This window comes from Tsuneonella rigui (assembly GCF_003958625.1).
Lineage (GTDB): Bacteria > Pseudomonadota > Alphaproteobacteria > Sphingomonadales > Sphingomonadaceae > Tsuneonella > Tsuneonella rigui.
The window spans coordinates 24,609-38,515 of sequence record NZ_RSEL01000024.1 but is presented as its reverse complement, the minus strand read 5'-3'; the positions used below and the strand labels follow the sequence as shown (position 1 = coordinate 38,515).

General features: G+C 67.1%; 15 protein-coding genes. 5 read left to right on the top strand and 10 right to left on the bottom strand.

Features of this window, described 5'->3' with window-relative positions; translation table 11 throughout:
- Window positions 1-33 precede the first annotated feature (33 nt).
- Window positions 34-261, bottom strand: coding sequence for a DUF1153 domain-containing protein (locus ELY12_RS10145; protein ID WP_126176592.1), 228 nt, complete (start codon window positions 259-261; stop codon window positions 34-36).
- A 195-nt stretch (window positions 262-456) separates the two neighbouring features.
- Between ELY12_RS10145 and ELY12_RS10140 the strand changes: the two genes are divergently transcribed.
- Window positions 457-915: a DUF6265 family protein gene (locus tag ELY12_RS10140; RefSeq protein WP_241229818.1), complete on the top strand. Its 459-nt coding sequence runs from the start codon at window positions 457-459 to the stop codon at window positions 913-915.
- Here ELY12_RS10140 and ELY12_RS10135 read toward each other — a convergent pair.
- From ELY12_RS10135 to ELY12_RS10110, 6 genes are all read right to left on the bottom strand, one after another.
- Complete coding sequence (locus tag ELY12_RS10135; protein ID WP_126176591.1) at window positions 897-1,184, bottom strand: VanZ family protein; 288 nt, start codon at window positions 1,182-1,184, stop codon at window positions 897-899. The two genes, ELY12_RS10140 and ELY12_RS10135, sit on opposite strands and share 19 nt — an antisense overlap.
- 83 nt (window positions 1,185-1,267) lie before the next feature.
- Window positions 1,268-1,525 (bottom strand): ATP synthase F1 subunit epsilon, encoded by a 258-nt coding sequence (locus tag ELY12_RS10130; RefSeq protein WP_126176590.1) that lies wholly within the window; start codon window positions 1,523-1,525, stop codon window positions 1,268-1,270.
- A 4-nt stretch (window positions 1,526-1,529) separates the two neighbouring features.
- On the bottom strand, window positions 1,530-2,987 hold the full coding sequence (gene atpD, locus ELY12_RS10125; RefSeq protein WP_126176589.1) for a F0F1 ATP synthase subunit beta: 1,458 nt from the start codon (window positions 2,985-2,987) through the stop codon (window positions 1,530-1,532).
- An 18-nt stretch (window positions 2,988-3,005) separates the two neighbouring features.
- Window positions 3,006-3,878 carry a F0F1 ATP synthase subunit gamma gene (locus ELY12_RS10120; RefSeq protein ID WP_126176588.1) on the bottom strand — a complete coding sequence of 291 codons (873 nt, stop codon included), beginning with the start codon at window positions 3,876-3,878 and terminating at the stop codon, window positions 3,006-3,008.
- A gap of 28 nt (window positions 3,879-3,906) precedes the next feature.
- Complete coding sequence (gene atpA, locus ELY12_RS10115) at window positions 3,907-5,436, bottom strand: F0F1 ATP synthase subunit alpha (RefSeq protein ID WP_126176587.1); 1,530 nt, start codon at window positions 5,434-5,436, stop codon at window positions 3,907-3,909.
- Between the two features lie 36 nt (window positions 5,437-5,472).
- Window positions 5,473-6,027 (bottom strand): F0F1 ATP synthase subunit delta, encoded by a 555-nt coding sequence (locus ELY12_RS10110; RefSeq protein ID WP_126176586.1) that lies wholly within the window; start codon window positions 6,025-6,027, stop codon window positions 5,473-5,475.
- A 197-nt stretch (window positions 6,028-6,224) separates the two neighbouring features.
- On the opposite strand from ELY12_RS10110, the gene ELY12_RS10105 reads away from it, so the two are divergent.
- On the top strand, window positions 6,225-7,052 hold the full coding sequence (locus tag ELY12_RS10105; protein ID WP_126176585.1) for a TauD/TfdA dioxygenase family protein: 828 nt from the start codon (window positions 6,225-6,227) through the stop codon (window positions 7,050-7,052).
- 122 nt (window positions 7,053-7,174) lie between these two features.
- On the opposite strand, the gene ELY12_RS10100 is transcribed toward ELY12_RS10105, so the two are convergent.
- Window positions 7,175-8,722, bottom strand: a complete 1,548-nt coding sequence (locus ELY12_RS10100; RefSeq protein WP_126176584.1) for a S1 family peptidase — start codon at window positions 8,720-8,722, stop codon at window positions 7,175-7,177.
- Between the two features lie 113 nt (window positions 8,723-8,835).
- Here ELY12_RS10100 and ELY12_RS10095 point away from each other — a divergent pair, with 113 nt between their 5' ends.
- From ELY12_RS10095 to ELY12_RS10085, 3 genes are read left to right on the top strand one after another with little or no spacing between them, the layout of a single operon-like run.
- Window positions 8,836-9,873 (top strand): bifunctional transcriptional activator/DNA repair enzyme AdaA, encoded by a 1,038-nt coding sequence (locus ELY12_RS10095; RefSeq protein WP_126176583.1) that lies wholly within the window; start codon window positions 8,836-8,838, stop codon window positions 9,871-9,873.
- Window positions 9,873-10,634, top strand: a complete 762-nt coding sequence (locus tag ELY12_RS10090; RefSeq protein ID WP_126176582.1) for an isocitrate lyase/PEP mutase family protein — start codon at window positions 9,873-9,875, stop codon at window positions 10,632-10,634. The genes ELY12_RS10095 and ELY12_RS10090 overlap by 1 nt, the downstream gene beginning before the upstream one ends.
- Window positions 10,635-10,661: 27 nt before the next feature.
- Window positions 10,662-11,606 carry a CPBP family intramembrane glutamic endopeptidase gene (locus ELY12_RS10085; protein WP_126176581.1) on the top strand — a complete coding sequence of 315 codons (945 nt, stop codon included), beginning with the start codon at window positions 10,662-10,664 and terminating at the stop codon, window positions 11,604-11,606.
- Here the strand turns inward: ELY12_RS10085 and ELY12_RS10080 are convergent.
- A complete protein-coding gene (locus tag ELY12_RS10080) occupies window positions 11,603-12,247 on the bottom strand; it encodes a glutathione S-transferase family protein (RefSeq protein ID WP_126176580.1) in 645 nt (214 codons plus the stop codon). The genes ELY12_RS10085 and ELY12_RS10080 overlap by 4 nt on opposite strands.
- A 2-nt stretch (window positions 12,248-12,249) precedes the next feature.
- A complete protein-coding gene (locus ELY12_RS10075; RefSeq protein WP_126176579.1) occupies window positions 12,250-13,866 on the bottom strand; it encodes a tetratricopeptide repeat protein in 1,617 nt (538 codons plus the stop codon).
- Window positions 13,867-13,907 lie beyond the last annotated feature (41 nt).

The following is a 13,907-nucleotide window of genomic DNA, read 5'->3' as shown; positions in this document are numbered from 1 at the left end:
GCCGCCAGTCAGGCGGCGGGTGCTAGGTTCGGATCACGCGATCTCGCGCGCGTCCTGCTGGTCGACCTTCTCTTCCCACTCGCGGAATTCGCTGCGGCTGAGCAGGTAGCGCCAGCGCGCCTCGTCGAACGTGATCAGCTTGTCGCGCACCGCGCGGACGACTTCGGCTTTGCGCTGCTGCGACCAGTGCACCTTGTGTGACTTGGGCAGCCCCGCGCGCTTGATCGCTTCGGAAACGGTGCTGTCATAGGCGTAGGCCATCGAATTTTACTCCTCCGCCCCCTCGCGAAGCAGAATTGGGCGGGCAGAGTTAATTCGGACTTGCGGGAAATGGCTTACGACGGGTTAAGCACCCCAGTGGAGGCCGGGGCGCGACGAACTGTTGCCTCACTGGCGGTTCGCCTGCTTTTTGCTTAGAGTCGAAGCCGGTGTCGCGCGAACTGGGAGGGCTTTTGCATGTCCCTGATGCTGTTCTGGCTCCCCCTGGCGCTGATGTCGGCATCGCCGGCTCCCGAACCAGCGCTGCCCCAGTGGATGGCGGGCTGCTGGGTGCAGGAAGAAGGCGAACGCTGGACCGAGGAGTGCTGGACCACCCCGCGCGGCGGCGTAATTCTCGGCAGCGCCCGCAGTGGGCGAGGTGAGCAACTCGCTTCGTTCGAGGTCATGCAGATCATCCTGACGCCCGCGCACGACGGGCAGGCCGCTGCGATGACGTTCTGGGGCGCGCCGGGCGGGGAAGGGCGGACCAGCTTCGCCTGGCAGCCATCGAGCGACCCGGGCGTAACCTTCATCAACGCCGCGCACGATTACCCGCAACGCATCCGGTACTGGCGGGAAGGGGACATGTTGCTGGCCGAAACGTCGCTGAGCGACGGCAGCAATGCCAACCGGTGGAGCTATCGCCGGGCCGAGTAATTCAACACGGCACGCACCACGCCCAACGCCATCGCCGCTGCCGCCATGTCGGCGAGCCAGTCGAGCAACTCGGCATCGCGGTGCAGCGCGGGAATCGCCTGGAATAGCTCGATCGCCGCGCCGAACGCCGCGAGCCACGCGAACAGCACGACCAACCGCCGCTCGCGCCAGCCGACCGCGGCGAGGCCGCCAAGGGTCGCGAACGCCATCATGTGCTGGATTTTGTCACCCGGCTCTCCGGGAATGTCCGGGGGCGGAATCAGGGCCATCACGAACGCGAAGGCGGCGCAGACGAAAAACGCGCGTCGCAGCCAGAGCTGCGCGCGCGCGCTTTCCAAAATCCGAAGGATGATCAGCCCTCGACGTGCTCGGCGAGGACCGTAAGCCCGTTGTCGCCAACTTCGGCAAACCCGCCGCGCACGGCGATGTTCTCCGGCGCCGCGCCTTCGGCGCGGTAGACCTGGAGCGCGCCGTCGCGGATCGTGCTCATCACGGGCGCGTGGCCCTCGAGCACGCCGAAGTCGCCCTCGGTGCCGGGGACAACCACCATGTAGACGTCCTCGGACCGTTCCAGCTTCGCCGGGGTGACGAGTTCGAAGTGCAAGGGCATGGGTTTAGGCGTCCTCGGCCAGCTTCTTGGCCTTCTCGACCGCTTCCTCGATGCCGCCGACCATGTAGAACGCGGCTTCCGGCAGGTGGTCGTACTCGCCGTCGACGACGGCCTTGAACGACTTCACGGTGTCTTCGAGCTGCACGAACTTGCCCGGGATGTTGGTGAACACCTCGGCCACGTGGAACGGCTGCGACAGGAAGCGCTGGATCTTGCGCGCGCGGGCGACGGTCAGCTTATCCTCTTCCGACAGCTCGTCCATGCCGAGAATGGCGATGATGTCCTGCAGCGACTTGTACTTCTGCAGCACTTCCTGGACGCGGCGGGCGGTCGCGTAGTGCTCCTCGCCGACGACGCGCGGTTCGAGCACGCGGCTGGTCGAATCGAGCGGGTCCACCGCCGGGTAGATGCCGAGCTCCGAGATGGCGCGCGACAGGGTGGTGGTCGCGTCCAAGTGGGCGAACGAGGTCGCCGGCGCCGGGTCGGTCAAGTCGTCCGCCGGCACGTAGATCGCCTGCACCGAGGTGATCGAGCCCTTGGTGGTCGAGGTGATGCGTTCCTGCAGGTTGCCCATGTCGGTCGACAGGGTCGGCTGATAGCCCACCGCCGACGGAATACGACCGAGCAGCGCCGACACTTCCGACCCGGCCTGGGTGAAGCGGAAGATGTTGTCGACGAAGAACAGCACGTCCTGGCCTTCCTGGTCGCGGAAGTACTCGGCCATGGTCAGGCCGGACAGCGCGACGCGGGCGCGGGCGCCCGGGGGCTCGTTCATCTGGCCGAACACGAGGGCCACCTTGGAGCCTTCCGAGGTCGCGTTGCCCTCGGCGTCCTTGGCGATGACGCCGGCGTCGAGGAATTCGTGGTAGAGGTCGTTACCCTCGCGGGTGCGCTCGCCGACGCCGGCGAATACCGACACGCCGCCGTGGCCCTTGGCGATGTTGTTGATCAGTTCCTGGATGAGCACCGTCTTGCCGACGCCCGCGCCGCCGAACAGGCCGATCTTGCCGCCACGCGCATAGGGCGCGAGCAGGTCGATGACCTTGATGCCGGTGACGAGGATCGCCGCTTCGGTCGACTGGTCGACGAACAGCGGAGCTTCGGCGTGGATCGGCGAGCGCATGTCGCTGCCGATCGGGCCGCGCTCGTCGATCGGCTCGCCGATGACGTTGACGATCCGGCCGAGCGTCTTTGGGCCGACCGGCACCGAGATCTGCGCGCCGGTGTTGCTGACCGACTGGCCGCGGGTCAGGCCCTCGGTCGCATCCATCGCGATCGTGCGCACGGTGTTCTCGCCGAGGTGCTGAGCGACCTCGAGCACGAGCCGGTTGCCGTTGTTGTCGGTCTCCAGCGCGGTGAGGATCGGCGGCAGCTCGCCTTCGAAGGCGACGTCGACGACGGCGCCGATCACCTGCGCGATGGTGCCGGTGGTGGTCTGGTTCAGAACGGGGGCGGTAGCCATTTCGTGTTCCTCGGGGTCTTAGAGCGCTTCCGCGCCCGCGATAATTTCAATCAGTTCGGTCGTGATCGCGGCCTGGCGGCTGCGGTTGTACTGGATGGTCAGCTTGTTGATCAGCTCGCCCGCGTTACGCGTGGCGTTGTCCATCGCGGTCATCGAAGCGCCTTGCTCCGACGCCGAGTTCTCGAGCAGCGCGCCGAACACCTGGGTCTTGAGATAGCGCGGCAGCAGCTCGGCGAGGATTTCTTCCTCGTCGGGCTCGTACTCGACCGCCGCCTGGCTCGCCGTGGCGATTTCCGGGGCGGGGACGGGGATAATCTGCAGCCGGGTCGGCTCCTGCGTTAGCGCGGACTTGAACTTCGAGAAGAACAGGTGCGCGACGTCGAACTTGCCGGCGTCGTACATCTCCATCAGCTCGGCGACGATGCGCTCGGCCTCGGCATAGCCGGGCTCGCGCACGTCGGTCGTGTCGAACATCTGCACCACGTTCGAAGGGTGCGCCCGCCGGATCGGCGCGCGGCCCTTGCGGCCGACGAGGTAGAAATCGACGTCCTTGCCCTGCGCCTTCAGCTCACGCGCCTGGGTGAGGGCGGCGCGGACGATGTTCGAGTTGAACGCGCCCGCCAGGCCCTTGTCGCTATTGGCGACGACCAGCAGGTGTCGCTGGTCCTTGCCGGTGCCGGCGAACAGCTTTGGCGCGCCTTCATGGCCCGCGACCTTGCTGGCAAGGCTGGCCATCACCGCGCCCAGCCGCTCGGCATAGGGACGCGCGGCCTCGGCCGCGGCCTGCGCCTTGCGCAGCTTCGCGGCGGCGACCATCTGCTTGGCCTTGGTGATCTTCTGGGTCGACTTGACCGAGTTGATCCGACCCTTGAGTTCCTTCAGCGAGGCCATTTCGGCTCCCTAGTTCGTCTCTTCGGGCTCAGGCGTACTGCTTGGCGAAGGCGTCCAGCGCGGCGACCGTCTTGTCGGCCACTTTGCCTTCGAACTTCTGCGAGGTGCGGATGCCTTCGAGGACGTCGGCGTGGTTCGACCGCATGAAGCTCAGCATCTTGGCCTCGTAGTCGGTCACCTTGTCGACCGGCACGCTGTCGAGATAGCCGTTGGTGCCGGCGAAGATCGACACGGTCTGCTCTTCGAACGGCAGCGGCGAGAACTGCGGCTGCTTGAGCAGCTCGGTCAGGCGCGCGCCGCGGTTGAGCAGCTTCTGGGTCGAGGCGTCGAGATCCGAACCGAACTGCGCGAACGCCGCCATCTCGCGGTACTGCGCCAGCTCCAGCTTGATCGAGCCCGAGACCTTCTTCATCGCCTTGGTCTGCGCGGCGCCGCCGACGCGGCTGACCGACAGACCGACGTTGATCGCCGGGCGGATGCCCTGGAAGAACAGGTTGGTCTCGAGGAAGATCTGGCCGTCGGTGATCGAGATCACGTTGGTCGGGATGTAGGCCGACACGTCGCCCGCCTGGGTCTCGATGATGGGCAGCGCGGTGAGGCTGCCGCCGCCGTTGGCGTCGTTCATCTTCGCCGCGCGCTCGAGCAGGCGGCTGTGGAGGTAGAACACGTCGCCCGGGTAGGCTTCGCGGCCCGGCGGGCGGCGCAGCAGCAGCGACATCTGGCGGTAGGCCACTGCCTGCTTCGAAAGGTCGTCGTATACGATCACGGCGTGCATGCCGTTGTCGCGGAAGAATTCACCCATCGTGCAGCCGGTGTAAGGCGCGAGGTACTGCAGCGGCGCGGGCTCCGAAGCGGTCGCGGCGACGATGATGGAATATTCCATCGCGCCGTTCTCTTCGAGCGTGCGGACCAGCTGCGCGACGGTCGAGCGCTTCTGGCCGACCGCGACGTAGATGCAATAGAGCTTCTTCGACTCATCGCCGCCGGCGTTGAGCTGCTTCTGGTTGATGAAGGTGTCGATCGCCACCGCGCTCTTGCCGGTCTGGCGGTCGCCGATGATCAGCTCGCGCTGGCCGCGGCCGACGGGGACGAGCGCGTCGATCGCCTTGAGGCCGGTCTGCACCGGCTCGTTGACCGATTGCCGCGGGATAATGCCGGGCGCCTTCACTTCGACGCGGCGCCGCTCGTCCGAGACGATCGGGCCCTTGCCGTCGATCGGATTGCCGAGCGCGTCGACCACGCGGCCGAGCAGGCCCTTGCCGACCGGCACGTCCACGATGGTGCCGGTGCGCTTGACGCTGTCGCCTTCCTTGATCTCGGCGTCCGAGCCGAAGATCACGACGCCGACGTTGTCGGCTTCGAGGTTGAGGGCCATGCCCTGCACGCCGTTGGCGAATTCGACCATCTCGCCCGCCTGGACGCTGTCGAGGCCGTGGATGCGGGCGATGCCGTCACCGACCGAGAGCACCGAGCCGACTTCCGAGACTTCCGCCTCGGTGCCGAAGTTGGCGATCTGGTCCTTGATGACCTTGGAGATTTCTGCGGCGCGGATTTCCATGACGTAGAGCTACCTTTGGCAGACGGGCTTGCGCCCTTAGGCCTTCATGGCCTGTTCGAGTGAGTTGAGACGGGTGCGGATCGAACCGTCGATCCGCTTGGAGCCGATGGTGACCACGAGGCCGCCGAGCAGGTCGGGGTCCACCTTGGTCGAAAGCTTCACGGTGCGGCCTTCGCGCGCGGTGAGCTTCTGCTTGAGCTGGTCGATCTGCGCGTCGGTCAGCGCGTGGGCGCTGGTGACCTCGGCAGTGACCTCACCGCGCTGGGCGGCGGCGATGGTGCGGAATGCACGAACGACGTCGCCGAGGTGCGACAGGCGGCCGTTGCCGGCGAGGGTGCCGAGGAACTTCTTGGTCAGGTCCGACACACCGAGCGAAGCGGCGACGGCTTCGACCGCGGCGCCCTGCGCCTTGCGGCCGATCCGCGGGTTGGTGGTGAGCGCGCGCAAGTCGGCCGATTCGCTCAGCGCCTGGCCCAGCGTCTCGAGGTCCGATTCGACCGCGGTGACGGTGCCCGCCTCGCTGGCGAGTTCGAACAGCGCCGAGGCGTAGCGCCCTGCGAGGCTAGCCTGAATACCGGCGGAAATATCCACGCGCGTTGGTCCTCTTGGGTCCGGAAAAGGTCGGTTCAGCCGCGCCCGCGAGAGGGCGACCGCAAGGGCTGCCCGGGGATGGCTGGCGCGCCCCTATCACCGGGTCTCCCACAACGCAACCGGGTGCAGGTGCGAAGGCTTTGCGGACACGCGAGAGGTAGGATAAATCCCTCGCGGGGCGAATGGGAGAGCAAGCGATGGAATGGTTTCCGCTGGCGGACCGCGTGGGCGCCGAAGTGCGCGGGGTCGATCTTCGGGCGGTCGACGGCGCGGCGCTCGATGCCCTGAAGGAACTGGTGTGGGACAAGGGCGTGGCGGTGCTGCGCGACCAGTCGCTGTCGCCGGAGGATCACATCGCGCTCGCCAACCGCTGGGGCGGGATCGACATCAACAATTACTTCCCGCTCGAAGGCGAGCATCCCGAGATCGCGATCGTCGGCAAGACCCCCGAGCAGACCACCAACATCGGCGGCGGGTGGCATACCGACCATTCGTATGACCAGGTGCCGGCGATGGGCTCGATCCTGGTCGCGCGCACCCTCCCGCCCAAGGGCGGGGACACGCTGTTCATCCACATGGGCGAGGCCTACGATTCGCTCGACGCGGCGACCAAGGCCGAGATCGAGGGCCTCTCCGCCTTCCACACCGCCGATCACATCTACTCGCCCGATGGCATCTACGCGCAGACCGATCAAGGCGCGACGCTGCGCGGGCAGGACCTCAAGACCGGCGCGGTCCACCCGCTGGTGGTGCGCCACCCGCGGACCGGGCGGCGGCTGCTGTATGTGAACCCCTCGTTCACCCTCAACATCGTCGGTCAGACCCGTGCGGAGAGCCTGCCGCTGCTCCAGCGCCTGTGGGCCGCCGCGATGCGCGAGGAGCTGCAGGGCCGCGTCGAGTGGCGCGACGGCACGGTGGCGATCTGGGACAACCGCACCACCTGGCACTACGCGATGAACGATTACCACGGCCACGCCCGCGAAATGCACCGCATCACGCTCACTGGGGAAGCGTTGGCTGCTTGACCTAGCCCTCTCCCCTTGCGGGAGAGGGAGGAGCCCGAAGGGCTGAGGGAGAGGGGGCCGTCGCGTAGCGGCGGCGAGTGCCGCCGACCCCTCTCCCAACCCTCTCCCGCAAGGGGAGAGGGCTAGTTCTTCGGGTGGCAGCTATACACCAACCGCTCGTTCGCCTGCCCCGGCAGAAGCGCGGTGACGCCCGACTGCATCTCGCCCAGCTTGCTCGCCGCCTCCGGCGCACCGCAAGCCGGCGCTTTGTAGGCAGCGCGAGCCTCCCGGGCCTTGGCCATGGTCGATTGGCTCAGCGGGAAGCGGTCGGTGCGGAAGGTGCGGCTCTCCGGATCGAAGCTGTTGACCGATACCGCATCGTCATCGTTCGGGACGAACAGCCGGGTCCATTTGCCATCAGCGAATCCGTACTGGGTCCGGCCGTTGACGCAGCCGCTGGCGGTCCAGGTGAAGTCCATGTCGGTTGGCGGCTCGCTCACGATCCGGCTTCGATCGGGTTGAATGGTGCAGGTCAGGGTGTTGTCGGCACTGTTGCTCGGTTTGTCAGCACTCTCGGCACCAGGTTGAACCTTTTGTGCGAGGAGATCGCTCACGCGCCGGTCGATCGCGTCGAGCCCCGGGCGGGTGAACCAGATCGCGAGCGCTCCGACTGTCGCCGCCGCAGCAATCGCGCCCGCGATCCGCATCGCCTTGCCGCCATCATCGCGAGTGCGCAGGTTGAACGCGGTGAAGCCGGCGCCGGCCGCCACCAGCAGCAACAGCCCCGCGATCGCCATCGCGTTCTCGCGGTCGTTCATCACAGACAGTTCGGCTTCGAGCTGCGCCCGCTCGCGCTCCTCCCGCGTCGCCTCCGCGCGGTCCGCCAGCTTGGCCCGGGCGGCGGCTTGCTCTGCCGACAAACGTTCGCGCTCCGCCTCGTCGAGCTGGGCCATCGAGCGGCACGGCAGCGCGTTGACCGCCGCCTCGACCCCGGCGGATTTCAGGAACGGGATCAGTTCCTTATCGGAAACCGCGAACGAGAACTCCGCATCCGCGCCGTCGTCCGAGGTGGTGCCGAAGCTGTTGACGCCGAGCACCCGCCCACAGTTGTCGAGGAGCGGGCCGCCCGAGTTACCGCGGGCGATGGGCGCGGTGTGGAGCACTGTGTCGATGTCCCGGCTCGGCCGCGCGCCAGAGATGAACCCGCGGCTCTTCACCGGCGGCTGGGGGCGGAACAGATCGGGCAGGTCGAGCCCCTGCGCGCGGTCGACGTTCATGGGATAGCCGACCGCGGCGACCTCGTCGCCGTCCCCCGCCGCGGTGCCGGCGATCGTCAGCCGCGGCAGGCGCAGCTTGCCGGTCGTCTCGAGCAGCGCGAGATCCTTGCCCGACGCGACGGTCACGATCCGCGCATAGTCCGCCGAATCGCCGTCAGGCGGTACGATCGCGATGCGCAGCGTATCGTCCTGCAGTGCCTCGCGGATGACGTGCGCGTTGGTGACGATCTTGTTCGCCGCAACCGCGAAGCCGGTGCCGTGGCTGACCGGGAACACCTTCTCGCCGTCGGTGCCCATGATCACCACGCGGACCACCCCGCGCGCGGCGGCGGCGATATCGGCCGCCTCGGGCCGCGCGGCGGACGGCAGGGCGATTAGCAGGAGCGCGCCGAGCGCCATGAAAAACCGGTTCATCCGGCGGCTTGTGGCGCGCCGCGACATTGACCGCAAGCCGCGGGACGCGCGCCTCGTCCGAGGCCGCTACCTGTTCAGCCACAGCCAATTCTGGCACGAGGAGCCACTGCGTCATGACTCACCGCCATCCCCTGACCGACGAACAGCGCTGGACGATCGCGCTCGCCAAGGACCGCCGTTACGACGGACAGTTCGTGACGGGCGTCCATTCGACCGGCATCTACTGCCGCCCCAGCTGCCCGGCGCGCCCGCCGAAGCGCGAGAACGTGCAATTCTACGCCTCACCCGCCGAGGCCGAAGCGGCCGGCTTGCGCGCCTGCAAGCGGTGTCTCCCCAACGCGGTGGCCCGCGACGAGGCCGCGGTGCTGGCGGCGATCGACGAGATCAAGGCAAGCGAGGGGATGCCGAAGCTCGACGAGCTGGCGGCGCTGACCGGCTACTCGCCGACCCATTTCCAACGCGTGTTTACCCGCGCCACCGGACTCTCGCCCGCCGCCTATGCCCGCGCGCTGCGGGAGGAGCGCGCGCGCTCGGCGCTGACCCGCGAAGGCAAGGTCACCGATGCGATCTACGAAGCGGGTTACGAGAGCCCGAGCCGGTTCTATGACAATACCAACGCGAAACTGGGCATGAGCCCGAGTGCCTGGGCCAATGGCGGGCGAGGGGCGACGATCCACTGGGCAGTGGTGCCGACCACGCTCGGCCGGATGCTGGTCGCGGCAACCGACAAGGGCGTGTGCCGGCTGTCGTTCGATGAGGGGCCCGAGGCGCTCGCGGCGCGCTTTCCGAACGCCGCGCTGGTCGAGGGCGGGGCGGAGTTCGAAGCGCTGCTCGGCCAGGTCATCGCCGCGGTGGAGACTCCAGGCGAGTTCGATCACATCCCGCTCGATGTGAAGGGCACCGCGTTCCAGGAAGCGTGCTGGAAGGCACTGCGCGAAATCCCGCCGGGGGAGACTCGCACGTATGCCGAGATCGCCGCCGCCGCCGGCAATCCGAAGGCGGTGCGCGCGGCGGGCAGCGCCAACGCACGCAACAATGTCGCCGTGCTGATCCCCTGCCACCGCGTGATCCGCACGGGCGGCGACCTCGGCGGCTATGCCTACGGTCTCGCGATCAAGCGCGAGCTGCTCAAGCGAGAAGGAGCGAATTGATGGACCGCGTCGAAAAATTCCGCGCGTTGCACGTGCCGGGCGATCCGCTGGTCTTGTTCAACATCTGGGACGCAGGCTCCGCAAGGGCGGTGGCCGAGGCCGGTGCCAGGGCGATCGCCACGGGCAGCTTCGCGGTCGCCGAGACCAACGGGTTTAAGGACGGCGAGACCCTGCCGATCGAGGTTGCGCTGGAGAACCTGCGGCGGATCGTCTCGGTCACGGACCTGCCTGTGACGATCGACATGGAGGCGGGCTACGGCGACACGCCCGACGAGGTCGCCCGCTCGGTCGGCCGTGCCCGCGAGCTCGGCGGCGCGGGGATCAACCTCGAAGACCGGATGCCCGGCACCACCACCTTGATCCCGCTCGCCGATGCAGCCCGGCGGGTCGAAGCGGCCGCCTCGGCCGGCATCCACGTCAACGCGCGAACCGATGTGTACCTGGGCCGCACGGTCGAAGACTACACGCCCGACCTGATCGACGCTGTGATCGAGCGTGCCGCCGCCTATGCTGAAGCGGGCGCGGGCAGCCTGTTCGTCCCTTTCCTCGGCGACCATCCGACGATCGCGCAAATCTGCGAACGCTCTCCGCTGCCGGTCAACATCCTGTGGGCGCCAGGCCGGGGTACGCCGCCCGAGCTGGCCGCGCTCGGCGTGGCACGGATCAGCTTCGGGCATGGTCCGTGGGCGGCGACAATGGGGTGGTTCACGGAGCAGGCGCGCGCGGTATTCGCTGGCGGAAATCCACCCTACGCCGGTTGACTTGCTCCGCCTCCGCGTGCGTGCTGCATGCTGGAGGAAGAGGCCGATATGGATGACGCGACCGAAACGGCCGAAGCGCCCGTAGCCGTGAGCAAGCCGCTGTGGCGCCGCGTGATCGACTTCCCGATCGTCTCACTGATAATCGCTATCGTGGCCATCGTGGCGGCGGCCGCGGCGGTCGGGCCGGTGCTCAAATGGCTGCCGGTCGAGCGCCTGCCCAAGTGGGTCGATACGCCGCTCATCTCGCTGTCGATCGTCGCGGTTTGCGTGGCAGTCTATAAGCTGCTGATCGTGCGCTTGGGCGAGAACCCCCGCGATGATCTGCCTTTCGATCGCCGGTCTTTCGACTCGCTCCGCGGTGCCGTTGTAGCCCTTGTGCTCATGAGCGCGATCGTGGGGATCGCTGCGCTCGCGGGCGCGTATGGCGTCGCCGGATGGGGCGGCAGCACCAGCTTGCCGATGCTGCTGTTCGCGGCGGGCTTGCAGGCAGGCATCACCGAGGAAATTCTCGCGCGCGGCGTGCTGTTTCACTTCCTCGAGCAGTTCGGCGGCAGCTGGTTCGCGCTGGCGTTCAGCTCGGCCGCATTCGGCTTGCTGCATCTCGGCAATGCGAACGCTACGCTGTTCTCCGCGCTCGCCATCGCAGTGGAGGCGGGGATCCTGCTCGGCGGGGCGTACATGCTCACCCGCAACCTGTGGCTGGCGATAGGGCTGCATTTCGGTTGGAACTTCACCCAAGGCTACATCTGGGACGTGCCGGTCTCCGGCTTCCAGGTCGACGGCCTTCTCAACGCCCACAGCGCCGGGCCGGAACTGCTGTCGGGCGGTCCGTTCGGGCTGGAGGCGTCGGTGATCGCGCTGGCGCTCGCCACGCCGCTCGGCCTGTGGTTCGTCTATCGCGCCGCGCAGAAGGGCAATCTCGTGCGCCCGTGGTGGGTGCGTCGGCGCCTCGCGCGCGAGACTGCCGCCTAGTTGAGCTTGGGCGTCATCCCCGGCTCGCACTTTTCCATCGCGCGGATGTAGGCCGGCCGCTGCCCGATCCGCTGAAGATAGGCGGCGATGTTGGGAAACGGCTCCAGGCTCGCCCCGCCGAACATGCGCGAGGTGGTGAGGTTGAAGCCCATCATGATGTCGGCGGTGGTGAGCTGTGATCCGCCGAAGAACTCGGCCTCGCCCAGCCGTGCCTCGGCGAGCTGCCACGCCCCCGCGCCGCGCGAGGCGACGAAATCGGGCATCTCCGTCGCACCCAACCGCATGGCCACCAGCGCCATCATGCCGTTGGTCATGAAAGTGGCGTTGGAGAAGTGGAACCAGAACAGATGGTCGGCGAAGTCGGGATGTTCGGGTCCGGGCGATAGCCGCGCGCCGCCGTACTTGCGGTCGATGTATTCGCAGATCGCCCCGCTTTCGCCGAGCGTCAGGTCGCCATCGGTGATCACCGGCGCGATGCCCATCGGGCTCAGCGCCTTGTACTCGTCCGGCGCGAGATTGTTGTCCGAACGGCGGGTATAGAGCTTGAGCTCATAATCAAGCCCCAGCTCCTCACACAGCCAGACGATCCGCTCGGACTGCGAGATGCGCAGGTGGTGAACGGTCAGCCCGGAAGTACTCATGGTCACACCTCACATCCGTAAGATTTAATCTCTTCGCGGTTCTTTTCCCGCTCGGCCTTGCGCGCGGCCTCATCGCGATAGAGGCCTGGATGCTCGGGCTTGATCTCTTCCAGCAACGCATCCTTGTCGCCCTTGTCGAACGCCTCGAACTTCTTGCGCAACATGCACGCATAACCGCCCTTGCCGGTCAGATAGCTCGCGCCAAGAACGCGGGCTTCGGCCACGCGGTTTTCGGTCAGGAGCATGTGGATCAACGCGCGCCGCACATCGGAATCGAATGGCGCAAAGCCGAAGGCGTCCTGCAACGCAGCCTTCGCGGTTTCCGGCATTTCCTTGACGGTAGGATCGAACAGGTACGTCAGGTAATAGCCGAACAGGGGGTAGGCGTAATCGTTCGACAGGTTGTTCGCGGCGACGAACTCGCGTCGCGCGTCGGCCAGCTTCGATGGATCCGCATACGAGCGCATCAGGTCGACCTGTGCGCGGTACACCGCCGCGTCGATCGACTTGGGATTGATCGCCAGCACGCGGTCCGCCAACTGGTCCGCCGCGTCGAAATTGCGCGCGTCGATCTCTGCTTCCGTGGCGGAGAGAAGCACCGGGGCGCTGCTGGGATAGCGCGCGACCAGTGCCCGCGCATCATTGACCAGCCGCTTCGCCTCGTCTTCGTCGACGCCGCGCTTGGACGGGATCATGACCGGCATCCGCGCTGCCTCGTCAGGAGCAAGCTGGCGAATCGCGACTTCGGGCTCGGTCGCCATGCGATAGGGCACCTTGAGCAGGTAGGCGCGGCCCTTGCGAAATGCTTCAAGCTCGGCCGTCAGCTTGTCAAGGTCGCCGAACGCCAGCTTGGCGGCATCCATCGGTGCTTTCCCATCGGCGATGGCGCGCATGTAGGTGGTGATCTGGCCGCGCCGCTCGGGCTTCAGGTTCAGATGGCTCGCAAGCAGCCAGCCGTGACCATACACACGCCCTACTGTGTCGCGGTCGCCCTTGGCCGGCGGGTCGAACAGCTTTTCCAGATCGACCTTGATCGTCGCCAGGGGGAAGCTGCGCGCCGGCGGCACCTCGCCGATGACGAAATGGTCGGCGTTGAACTGGACGTTGGAGAACAGCTCGGCGAAGCCCTCGCTGTACCACAACGGGTAGGGAGCGTCGGCGTGCTGGAACATGAAGTAGTGCACGTACTCGTGCATCAGGGTGGACTTGGGATCGAGATCGAAGCCTTCGGGTAGCTCGGTCTGGAAGCCGCGTTCGCGGTGGATGTTGCGCTTCACCGGGACGAACGCGACCGCTCCGGATGCGCGGGGGATGAAGAAGCCGCCGATGCCGCTGCCCGCCGCGCCCGCCAACGCGGCCATGTCGTCGGTTTCGCCGAAACGAAAAACGGTGACCTTGATCGAATCCGGTGTGTCGCCTTTCGACGGCCCGATGCCGCTGATCATCCGCAGCGCATCGTCGAGACGTTCGAGCTCGCGGGCGAATTCGACGGTCCGCTCGGGCGCATCCTCCGAATAGATCTTGAAGTGCTCGGTTTCGGCGAATTGCCACTCGGCGGCGAGCGCGGGTGCGGATACGGTGAGCGAGAGCGCTGCGGCGAGCGCGGCAAATTTCAGCATGATTGTATGTCCCCAGAAGACTCCTGCGCGAGTCTCTCCCG

Excerpts from the sequence above, each read along its gene's own strand:
- ELY12_RS10145 (WP_126176592.1), bottom strand. The coding sequence starts at position 261 with ATGGCCTACGCCTATGACAGCACCGTTTCCGAAGCGATCAAGCGCGCG.
- ELY12_RS10140 (WP_241229818.1), top strand. The coding sequence starts at position 457 with ATGTCCCTGATGCTGTTCTGGCTCCCCCTGGCGCTGATGTCGGCATCG.
- ELY12_RS10135 (WP_126176591.1), bottom strand. The coding sequence starts at position 1,184 with ATGGCCCTGATTCCGCCCCCGGACATTCCCGGAGAGCCGGGTGACAAA.
- ELY12_RS10130 (WP_126176590.1), bottom strand. The coding sequence starts at position 1,525 with ATGCCCTTGCACTTCGAACTCGTCACCCCGGCGAAGCTGGAACGGTCC.
- atpD (WP_126176589.1), bottom strand. The coding sequence starts at position 2,987 with ATGGCTACCGCCCCCGTTCTGAACCAGACCACCACCGGCACCATCGCG.
- ELY12_RS10120 (WP_126176588.1), bottom strand. The coding sequence starts at position 3,878 with ATGGCCTCGCTGAAGGAACTCAAGGGTCGGATCAACTCGGTCAAGTCG.
- atpA (WP_126176587.1), bottom strand. The coding sequence starts at position 5,436 with ATGGAAATCCGCGCCGCAGAAATCTCCAAGGTCATCAAGGACCAGATC.
- ELY12_RS10105 (WP_126176585.1), top strand. The coding sequence starts at position 6,225 with ATGGAATGGTTTCCGCTGGCGGACCGCGTGGGCGCCGAAGTGCGCGGG.
- ELY12_RS10100 (WP_126176584.1), bottom strand. The coding sequence starts at position 8,722 with ATGAACCGGTTTTTCATGGCGCTCGGCGCGCTCCTGCTAATCGCCCTG.
- ELY12_RS10095 (WP_126176583.1), top strand. The coding sequence starts at position 8,836 with ATGACTCACCGCCATCCCCTGACCGACGAACAGCGCTGGACGATCGCG.
- ELY12_RS10090 (WP_126176582.1), top strand. The coding sequence starts at position 9,873 with ATGGACCGCGTCGAAAAATTCCGCGCGTTGCACGTGCCGGGCGATCCG.
- ELY12_RS10085 (WP_126176581.1), top strand. The coding sequence starts at position 10,662 with ATGCTGGAGGAAGAGGCCGATATGGATGACGCGACCGAAACGGCCGAA.
- ELY12_RS10080 (WP_126176580.1), bottom strand. The coding sequence starts at position 12,247 with ATGAGTACTTCCGGGCTGACCGTTCACCACCTGCGCATCTCGCAGTCC.
- ELY12_RS10075 (WP_126176579.1), bottom strand. The coding sequence starts at position 13,866 with ATGCTGAAATTTGCCGCGCTCGCCGCAGCGCTCTCGCTCACCGTATCC.